Source organism: Leisingera sp. ANG-S5, from assembly GCF_000813925.1.
Lineage (GTDB): Bacteria > Pseudomonadota > Alphaproteobacteria > Rhodobacterales > Rhodobacteraceae > Leisingera.
The window spans coordinates 79,844-80,631 of sequence record NZ_JWLH01000026.1 but is presented as its reverse complement, the minus strand read 5'-3'; the positions used below and the strand labels follow the sequence as shown (position 1 = coordinate 80,631).

Genomic DNA, 788 nt, shown 5'->3' with positions numbered 1-788 from the left:
CAGGTCCGCCATCCGCGGGGTCTGCATCTTGCGGGCCAGTTTCTTCAGATCCAGGGCGCGGAACTCGTTCCATTCGGTCAGGAGCACCACCAGGTCGGCGTTCTGTGCCGCCTTGTAGGGATCCTCCTCCCATTTGACTCCGGGCAAGAGCCCCTCGCCCTCGGACCTTCCTTGCGGGTCCACCACCCGCACCTTGGCGCCGCCGCCGACCAATGCGGGCACGATGGTGAGGGCTGGCGCCTCGCGCATGTCATCGGTGTTGGGCTTGAAGGTGACGCCGAGCACCGCGATGGTCTTGCCGTTGAACGACCCCTCGCAGGCATCGCGCAGCTTCTCCACCATCCGCAGCTTCACCTCGTCATTGACCCGCATCACGGTCTCGGTGATGCGCAGGGGGAAGGCATGGTCCTGGCCGATCCGCGCCAGCGCCGCGGTGTCCTTCGGGAAGCACGAGCCGCCATAGCCCGGCCCCGCATGCAGGAACTTGTTGCCGATCCGCCCGTCAAAGCCGATGCCGCGGGAGACTTCCTTGACGTCCGCCCCGACCCGCTCGCAGAGGCCGGCGATTTCATTGATGAAGGTGATCTTGGCGGCCAGAAACGCATTGGCCGCGTATTTGATCAGTTCGGCGGATTCCAGATCGGTGGTCAGGATCGGGAAGTCGCGCAGATAGAGGGGGCGGTAGATCTCCGCCATCACCTCGGCGGCGCGCTCGTTCTGGACGCCGACCACCACCCGGTCGGGTTTCATGAAATCCTCGATCGCGGCGCCTTCGCGCAGGAACTCGG

At 65.4% G+C, this 788-nt stretch carries 1 protein-coding gene; it reads right to left on the bottom strand.

Translation table 11 applies throughout. From position 1 onward, the window contains the following. Positions 1-788: UDP-glucose dehydrogenase family protein (locus RA25_RS21160; RefSeq protein WP_241477460.1), on the bottom strand; the 788-nt coding region annotated here is incomplete at both ends.